At 45.0% G+C, this 9,265-nt stretch carries 6 protein-coding genes; 3 read left to right on the top strand and 3 right to left on the bottom strand.

Annotated features, from left to right (window positions below; all coding sequences use genetic code 11):
- The first annotated feature begins 25 nt into the window (after nt 1-25).
- Nucleotides 26-940: a Fic family protein gene (locus tag WBA89_RS24630; RefSeq protein WP_424410130.1), complete on the top strand. Its 915-nt coding sequence runs from the start codon at nt 26-28 to the stop codon at nt 938-940.
- Between the two features lie 326 nt (nt 941-1,266).
- Here WBA89_RS24630 and WBA89_RS24625 read toward each other — a convergent pair whose 3' ends face one another.
- The 3 genes from WBA89_RS24625 to WBA89_RS24615 all read right to left on the bottom strand — a co-directional run bounded on the left by WBA89_RS24625 (nt 1,267) and on the right by WBA89_RS24615 (nt 3,671).
- Nucleotides 1,267-2,184, bottom strand: a complete 918-nt coding sequence (locus WBA89_RS24625) for an NAD(+) kinase (protein ID WP_424410129.1) — start codon at nt 2,182-2,184, stop codon at nt 1,267-1,269.
- A 1-nt stretch (nt 2,185) separates the two neighbouring features.
- A complete protein-coding gene (locus tag WBA89_RS24620) occupies nt 2,186-3,163 on the bottom strand; it encodes an SDR family oxidoreductase (RefSeq protein WP_424410128.1) in 978 nt (325 codons plus the stop codon).
- A gap of 352 nt (nt 3,164-3,515) precedes the next feature.
- Nucleotides 3,516-3,671 carry a PetM family cytochrome b6-f complex subunit 7 gene (locus WBA89_RS24615; RefSeq protein ID WP_424410126.1) on the bottom strand — a complete coding sequence of 52 codons (156 nt, stop codon included), beginning with the start codon at nt 3,669-3,671 and terminating at the stop codon, nt 3,516-3,518.
- A 549-nt stretch (nt 3,672-4,220) separates the two neighbouring features.
- On the opposite strand from WBA89_RS24615, the gene pdxA reads away from it, so the two are divergent.
- Both pdxA and WBA89_RS24605 read left to right on the top strand, forming a co-directional pair.
- Nucleotides 4,221-5,288, top strand: a complete 1,068-nt coding sequence (gene pdxA / locus WBA89_RS24610) for a 4-hydroxythreonine-4-phosphate dehydrogenase PdxA (protein WP_424410125.1) — start codon at nt 4,221-4,223, stop codon at nt 5,286-5,288.
- 316 nt (nt 5,289-5,604) lie between these two features.
- Complete coding sequence (locus tag WBA89_RS24605) at nt 5,605-9,213, top strand: OmpA family protein (RefSeq protein WP_424410124.1); 3,609 nt, start codon at nt 5,605-5,607, stop codon at nt 9,211-9,213.
- The last annotated feature ends 52 nt before the right edge of the window (nt 9,214-9,265 follow it).

Raw genomic sequence — 9,265 nt, 5'->3', positions numbered from 1 at the left:
GTCTACTCAACTATACGAGAAATTCATTCAAAAGGTAATTATTTTAGGTAAACAAAAGGAATTCTCATTAACCTCTTCGATCGACAACTATTTAATGATGAATTATCGGCTTAAATTAGAACGAATCGATAAACTAAAAGCTTGGCTAGATGGGTTTAGACCGTTCGATTCCACCCTCGTCACCGAACTCAAAAAGCTCTATGATGTTCGCTTTACTTATAACTCAAATGCCATTGAGGGTAATACTTTAACCCAAAGTGAAACGGAATTAGTTTTAACGAAGGGCATTACTGTGGGGGGCAAAACCCTTGACGAACATTTAGAAGTTATTGGACATAAGGAGGCGATCGATTATATTGAAAATTTAGCCCAAAGGGATACGGAGATTAATGAATGGGAAATTAAGCAAATTCACAATCTTATTCTCCGCAAAATTAACCCGGAGGAAGCGGGTAGTTATCGCACTCTGGATGTAATGGCGGCAGGAACTAATTATCGTTATCCTCCCCATTATTTACTATCTCAATTAATGGGGGATTTTGCGATATGGCTCAACTCGGAATCTGCTTTAAGGCTCCATCCAGTCGAATATGTAAGTATCGCTCATTATCGTTTTGTTTCTATCCATCCTTTTCGGGATGGGAATGGTCGAACGGCCAGATTATTAATGAATTTACTCTTAATCCGTGCAGGCTATCCGATTGTGGTGATTGACAACCAAATCCGCAATGATTATATTAATGCTTTAGCCTACGGGCAACAAAACCAAGATGATTTAAGCCAGCTTTTTGCATTGATTTTTGATGCTACGATTAGTTCGCTTGTGGAAGTTTTAAGATTATTGGTGACTGCAAGTAGCAGCAGGGGAAAGGGACAGGCTTTTTATCAGGAGATTACTGATTTTCTCGATCGCAGCGGTGGTTTAGGGAATGGGGAATAGGTAATGGTAGGATGTTAAACAAAAATGTTCCTGCGTACCAACGCTATCTCGTAAACGCTGCCTGACTTGGGAGATGGTTCGGAATCTCGATCGAGAATTAAGGATTCCGGTGGATAAATATCGGGCTACATTACCAACACTAATTGCTGCTTTATTCTACGATTTATTAACAGATAAAAAAATCAAAATCCCTTGAATCGGTGAAAAACGGGAACGGGAATTGCGATGTCCTACAGCTAGGACTTGATATGATATCTACGAGCCAGCCATCTGGTTGAGCCAACAATCCCCGTACCTTGATAGTCGGGGAGTGTCAACAACAACTATTAAGGCAACTCAACCGAATTCGGTTTAGCAATGTGAGGCAAACCCCAGCCTAATTTTTCCCGCAAAATGTGGAAAAACTCAAAAGATTTTATCCGAACAAAGCGGGCGAGGTACGGCGATCGCTCGACTTGCACCCAATCCTCCGGCAGAACATAACATCCGCCGTTCCCGTCTACCACCATTACCATGCGGTTTGGACTCGCCGGCAAAATCTTGACCGGTTCGGTGTTGGAAAACACTAAAGATCGCGAAGCCATTGAATGCGGGCAAATAGGCAGCAATTGCAGCACCGGTATTCCGGGAATAATTACAGGCCCGCCGGCAGAAAGGGCGTAAGCTGTCGATCCTGTCGGAGTCGAGATAATTACTCCATCTGCAGCAATGTCAATAGAGGCGTGATTCCCGATCGCCACTTCAAGATGACACATACAAGTCAGCGGTTCGCGGTGCAGCACCATTTCATTGAGACAAAGGGCTTCCCAGAGGCAGTCATTTTCCCGAAACAGCCGCACGGCCAACATCGATCTTTCTTCTATTTCGTATTCTCCGGCGATCGCCCTTTCCAAAGCTTGCGGGAGCAAGTTCAGGTAAGTTTCTGTCAAAAAGCCCATGTGACCGGTATTGACAGTCAGCAGCGGCACTCCGATGGGAGCAACTTGGCGAAATGCAGACAGCACCGTACCGTCGCCGCCCAAAACCACTGCAAACTCCATGTCGCTGTCAAAACCGGGGGGGACGAGTTGGTCGATCGGAGTGTGGCAGATCGGGCGATCGGGGCTAGAATAGCCCAGAATTCCCCCGGAACCAGAAACCGAGCAGACCTCCCAGCCGCGGGCAGTCAGCTTGTCTTTCAACTCTGCAGCGATGCGACAAGCCACAGGTTTAACATCGTTGTATATAATTCCAGCTTTCGGCACTTTAAAAAGTAAAGGGCATCTTTTGTTTACTCCGTTTTTTAGTTTTAAGCTGCTCGTACTCTATTTCCTTGAGCTTCTTCAGAATCAGATTAAAGTATTCTTCGAGATAAGACTCCAAAGTAGTAGTTTCTTTAGGGTCGATTCCGAAGACACTGTAAACGTCATCCATCGGAGCTTTCAAGGGTTTTCCGGCGGCCAAAACTTCTGAAAAAGCCAATCTGTCAGCTACGTTCCAACTCCACTGAAAGAACTTAGCAAGTTGACGGGTGGCTTGCAACAAGGCATCTGGGGTGCGCGTAATTTTCGCTTGCTTCCCAGAAAGCCGCTCGCACAACCGCACGATTTCTTCAGCATCCCAAGCTCGATTTCCCACTACCGGAAAGGTTTTTTTCTCGGTTTCGGGAACCGAAAGCGCCCGGACGGCAAACTTCGCAACGTCCTGAGTGTTCATGTAGGCAAGAGCTGACGGCTTGTTGGGCAGCCAAACTGCCTGATTGTCCAAAATCGGCATTGCGTACAAGTTCACCAGTCCTTGCAAAAAGCCGCAAGGTCTCAAGATTGTGTAATCTAGACCGGATTCTGCTAAAAACAGCTCTGTACAGCGCTTGATTTCCAACAACGGGACTTGCGGATACTTCTCGGCATCGAGAAAGGAAAAGAAGATGTAACGTTTGATGCCTGCTGCTGCTGCTGCTTGGATCAGCGATACTTTTCCATCCCAGTCTACTCTTTTGATGCTGACAGAATCGCCTGCACTGGCTGTTGCTGCATCGATGATAGCACTGACACCTTCTAGTGCAGGAATCAGGGTGTCGGGCTGGCAAAGGTTCCCCGGTACCAGTTCGGCGCCCCATTCTTTCAAAAATGCAGCTTTTCTGTAATTTCTAACTAAACAGCGCACCTGGTAGCCCTCGTCTAGGGCGCGGCGGGCTATTTGGCGGCCGAGAGTGCCGGTGGCACCTACAATCAATAAAGTCATCTAGGGATTTATTTATGAATCTTAAACTTTCTATACAATAGTATCAGGTCTTTCTCAGTTTTTTATAAAAACTTAACAAAAACCTGAAATCGTCTCATTTAACGATCGGTATCCGGCAGGCGAGAGAGTCCCAGAGTCCCAGAGTCCGAGAGTTTTAGAGAAAGTGTTGCGTATTTATCGACGAATAAAAATTTTGCTTGTGGCTTTGATACTGATGTCTTGGTAACGATATGTTTTAATCACTCAGGACTCTGACAATAAATTTGAATAAACCGGGTTTTTCTAATCTTGCCAACGATCGTGCACGATTTTTATTGTAAAAAAACCCGGTTGCGGCGCTCGGTACGATCGCCTATTCTTCGCCGCCTTGGAGTTTGAGCAGCAGGAAGCCTCCACCGATACCGACGAAAATTAGGGAAAATGATAAAAAGGCTGCGCTGATAAATTCAGGGTTCATGTGTTTTAGAGTTCCTTGACGATCGCAAATTAAATAAACATACTTTAACACTCTCGGCTTTGTTAGAGACGGAGATTCTCAATCCCTTGATTCACCGGAAAATTAGCTATCTCTTGCGAGCAATTTCCGAACAGTTCGATTCTACCCAAGTCACAACCAAACAGTCGAGTTTAGACAATCTTTGCCGGTTCATCAGAATCAAGCTTACTAGGATACTGGCCTAGAGTTTGGGCGTGTCCCACCCTACTTTTTGAGGGAAAATTTGAGTTTTGCTGGTTTCTGGGTCAAGTTTCGCCGTACTGTTTTGAGAGCGGCTGGGTATCTCACTTGAGATTGCTACTTCTGGTTGACCAATTGTTCCACTTGCCGATCGCGCTTTAACGTATCAACGGTGTTATGGCCTGTGTCATTGTGGTATTTTACTGTATCAAGTTACTTAGATCAACGATCGCCATCCAAAAACTTACCAGAAACTGTCAAGCCTGGTGCTGGCTTTCATCCCGGCGCGGCATTCGCCGGATTTTCGGCATTTTTCGGAGAATTTTGGGAAATTAGCTACCTAAATGGTAAAATTTCATTCGTTGGGGAAATTCCTGTATTTTGTGGGAGAAAACTGCCTTGAGTCTGGATCGGGAATCAAAACTAGCTGTAACTCTGGGAGATCCGGCGGGAATAGGCCCGGAAGTGATTCTCAAGGCCTTGGCAGATCCCGCTGCAGCTTTGACGGTGACGGTTTTCGGTTCGCGGGCAATTTTGCAGCAAACTTACGACGGGTGGCGATCCGGGCATCCTGCTGCGGCATCTTTGGCAAATCCCGAAACATTAAACATTATTGATATAGAACCAGACAGCAAATGGGGTGCCATTGTCCCCGGTGTCGGAAGTGCAGCTAGCGGGGCGGCTAGCTTTGCGTATATGGAAAGGGCGATCGCCCGTACCCTTGCAGGCGAATTTGGGGCGATCGTTACCGGGCCAATTTCCAAAACTTGCTGGCAGGCTGCAGGTTACAACTATCCCGGACAAACAGAACTCCTGGCCGAAAAAGCCAAATCGCAGCGCTTCGGAATGCTGTTTGCCGCCACATCTCCTCACAGCGGTTGGACGCTGGTAACTTTACTCGCTACCACACATATTTCCCTGCGTCAAGTACCCGATGCTTTGACTCCAGAATTGTTGAGCGAAAAACTAGAATTGCTGATAGAGTGTTTGCGGGAAGATTTTGGGCTAGAAAAACCAAAAATTGCGATTTCTGGCTTAAATCCTCACAGCGGGGAAAACGGCAAACTGGGAAAGGAAGAGCAAGACTGGATGATACCTTGGTTAGAAACGCAGCGCGATCGCTTTCCTCAAGTGCAGTTAGACGGGCCAGTACCCCCGGATACTCTGTGGGTAAAACCGGCTAAAGTTTGGTACGGCTTAGCCAAAGAAGCTCACGACGGTTACTTGGCAATGTACCACGACCAAGGGTTGATTCCAGTAAAATTGATGGCTTTCGACAAAGCAGTCAATACAACAATTGGTTTGCCCTTTGTCCGCACATCTCCAGATCACGGCACAGCTTTTGATATTGTAGGTCAAGGGATTGCCGATGCCTCCAGCATGAAAGCAGCATTGCAGTTGGCGGCCGAGTTGGCCCGTCGCAGAACAGCAGTTAAGATAGGCCGATAGGCGCGAGATCGCCTGATACTGCGAAAAATTGTGTTATATCGCGTCCAGTCGATTACCCCTAATATTGTAGGGGCGGGTTCACCAAAAATATTTGCCAACAATCTGCAATCTCAAAAACCCGCCCTTTTAATCTCTGTCAATCGACCGGACTTGATATCATTCCGATTAGACAAATCCTCAAAAGCCTGCAAACAGCAGGTATCCTGCCGGTTCCACAAGAATTATTGGAGATGTCTATTGATTTTCGCAGTAGTGAGGCGACAAGCCAACAGGTCATTTTTGGCGATCGGTTAAAATCAGATTTTGGTAACAAAGTATGGCAGCATCTAATGAGAATTCAGGCAAAATATATCAGTCAGAAAAAGAGAGTTCTGAGGGAAGTCTGGCAATTCCTAACGCTGGCGAGCAACTTCAGGAATTGCTAACTATACTGACTGAATTGCAGTTATTAAAAAAATCAAAAAAGGGGTTTACAGAGCTGAAATTACCGCCTTCGCAACAGCCTGTCGAGCGATTTGAGGAGGAAAAAAATCGGCGCACTAGGTTGTCTTTTGTGATCGAATCATCGGCGATCGTACCCGAAGTATTGACTAACAATGAAGAGATACCATCTCAAAGCATACAAAATAATCAAGAGTCCGGTTTATCAACTAGCGCGAATTCAGCAAACAATTATGGACTGTCGGAGGAAGAATTAGAACAAGCAGCGCAGCAACTCAAGCAGTTGCAGCAATTGGTGTTTGAAAGGGATGTGCCGGAATTGTACAGTCATGTTTTGAACTCCGAACAAAAGTTAGAAAATTTTCATAAGCTGATGTCTGAACCGCAGGAGTTGATAAATTTAATCAAACCGTTAATTCCTGGGTTAGTGAAAGAAGAAGTTGAGGGGTTGAAGTCGGAATTGAAAAAGGCGATCGAACTCACCAGCAACGAGCGAGTTAATCCCCTCGAATTCCAGGCAAAATTAGCGGATTTGGAAAATCAAATTGCTAGCTTCAACTACCAGCAGCTACCGAATCTCGAACAGTCGATCGAACGGCTGATGCCGGTGGTGAGCGATCTGCTCAACCGTCGGGTAGAGGAGTCTAAGTTAGAAGTAGCTTCGGCGATCGCACCGACAGTCAATCAAGTAATTCAGAATCAAAACGGACTGGAAGAAAAAGTAGTAATAATTGAAGATAAACTGGCGAACATTCAGCAGCGTTCCCAGCAGCAACCGGAAGATTTAGTCAAGCAGCTAGTGCCGGTAGTTAGCGATTTGCTGAACCGCAAAATTAGTGAATTAAAGTTAGAGGTTGTCGAAGCTGTCGCGCCGTCGGTACAGGTAAGAATAGCTTGGGTAGAAATAGAAGAAAAAGTATTGAGCATCATCGAGCGCCGGCTGGCGGAACAACAGTCGCCTATTCAGAAGCCAGAAGAGATAATGGCGGTGCTGATGCCAGCAATAACTGATTTGCTGAACCGTAAAATCGATGAATCAAAATTAGAGGTGGCTGCGGCGATCGAACCTTTGATAGAATCAGCAATTCTGCAAAGAGAATTTCAAGGAAAATTGAGCGGCGTAGAAAGTCGATTAAACAATCTTCAGCGACAGCAAAAGTCTCAGCCGGAAGAAATTATGGCGCGGTTGATGCCGTTAATGATTGAGTCGCTGAACCGGAAAATTGACGAGACAAAGTTAGAAGTCAGAGATGCGATCGCCCCGGCTGTCAACACTGCCATTCAAAACAGCGGTATTGCGGCACAAATCTTGAAAAATGAAAGTAAGATTGTTGAAGTTCAGCAGCAAGTTTTAGCTGAGATAGAAGGGTTGATGGCAAGTATTATGCCCGCAATCGTAGAGATGCTGTCTGGAAGCCTTCGGGAAGCGAAGCTAGAGATAGAATCTGCGATCGCCCCCGCTGTCGATGCCATCCTTCAGAATCAAAGGATCGGTACAAGACTCGCAAATATCGAAGAAAAGATTGTGGCGATCGAACACCGAATTTATGAATCGACAGACTTGTTTACAGATTTACTGAAACCTTTGATTGACGAGCTGATGGTTAGCCATCACGCCCAACTAGAAAAATCTGTCATCGAATCTATTTTACCGTTGTTAGATGAAGTTGTAGGTTATAATTACAAACTCAACGGTAAAGTAGAGGAACTAGAACGCAAAATAACTGAGGTTGAATGGGGAGGCGATCGGGAAGAATTATTGAGCAAAATCAAACTCATATTTCCCGAAATGCTGTTCCAAACAATTAATCAGTCGAGACAATCATTTACAGAAAGCATAACTCCGATAATTGATGAAGTAATTAATACCAAAACCAGAGATAACAGGCAATCGATGGGAGTAGCGATCGCGCCGGCTATTCCTGCGGGAATCACCCACACAATCAGTGAATCGCCCGATGAAATTGCAATGGCGATCGCGCCGGAAATGGCCTCTGCTATCAAACAGCAAATTCATCTCAAGCCAGAAGCGATGTCGGATGCACTTTATCCGATCGTCGGCGGCACAATTTTAAAATATATCGCAGAGACGATGCGGCAGATTAATGAAAAAGTCGAATCATCTTTAAGTCCCGAGGGAATTAGTCGCAAAATTAAAGCCAAATTACAGGGAGTTTCTGAAGCAGAATTGCTGATGAAAGAAACAACACCGCTGACTGTTAAAGCTGTTTTTTTAATTCAAACAGCATCGGGATTAGTAATTTCAGCAGTGCAGCATTCTGAACGCGAACAGCTAGAATCAGACATGGTAGCGGGGATGCTGACTGCTATTCGCGCTTTTGTCAACGATTGTATCTCTCAGTCGGGAAATATTGCCGAGATTGATGCCATAGAATACGGCACATCTACAATTGTATTGGAAGTTGCGGGATCGTGTTATTTGGCAGTAGTAATGCAAGGAGAAACCCGGCAGTGGTTTAAGTACAAAATGCGAGCAATTTTCAAAAAAATTGTTCAAGAATACGGAGATATAATCCAATCATTTAACGGCGATCCAACTGCGGTGCCTGCAGAAGTAAACTCGAACTTGCAAAAGTTAATTGAGACAGATAACATAAAAACTAAATCTCCCAAACAGCCGATTTTACCAATTATCGGTTTGGCTGCGTTAGGTTTAGTTGGTATACCTTGGGGAATTCATCAATACCGCAGCTCAATTGCAGCGAGTATAGAAGCAGATACAAATTTAGCTTTACAATCTGCTCCGGAGTTGTCGGTTTATCGCCTTGCGGCAGATGTTAAAAATCGAGTTTTGGAAATTTCGGGACGAGTACCGAATCAAAAGCTGCGATCGCAAGCGGAAAAAATAGCTCAACAAACTGCTCCCAAATTAACAATTGACAATAAAATTATCGCCGTTGAAGTACCTCCCGATCCAGTCTTAGCTGCGGCCGATGTCAAACGCACTGTGGAGCTTTTGAATAAACTAGAAAGCATTAATATTTCGGCTCGCTATGCAGAGGGAAAAGTCGCCGTTGCAGGTAGCGTGAGCAAGGCTGCAGATGCTGAGAAAATAACTCAAGCTTTTGAAAAAATTCCGGGGGTTAAGTCTGTAACAAATACAGTGCAAACAGGCTCTAAACCGCTGTCAAAGGCAATGGCAATTCGCCTTTATTTCGGTGTGGGTTCGGCAGTTTTGCCGCCAAAAGACATAACACAAAAGCTAAATAAAGTCAAGGAATTTATGGAGAAAAACAGCACGAAGAATTTTAGGATTATTGGCTACAGCGATTTTAAAAGCAGTCCGGCGGAAAATCAAAAATTGGCACTGGAAAGGGCGATCAATGTGAAAGCGTCTCTGGTTAAACAAGGGATAAATGGTAACAGAATACAGGTTGCTTCTACTAAGGGCCGTCCTGAAGGTGTGGAGGCTAATCAACCGCTGTGGCTGAGTCGATTAGTAGTATTTGAGGTGGTAAATTAAATTTGGGAATTGGGAATTGGGAATTGGGAATTGGGAATTGGGAATTGGGCAT

The sequence above is a fragment of the Microcoleus sp. genome (assembly GCF_049646505.1).
GTDB lineage: Bacteria > Cyanobacteriota > Cyanobacteriia > Cyanobacteriales > Microcoleaceae > Microcoleus.
This window is presented reverse-complemented; position numbering and strand designations above follow the sequence as displayed.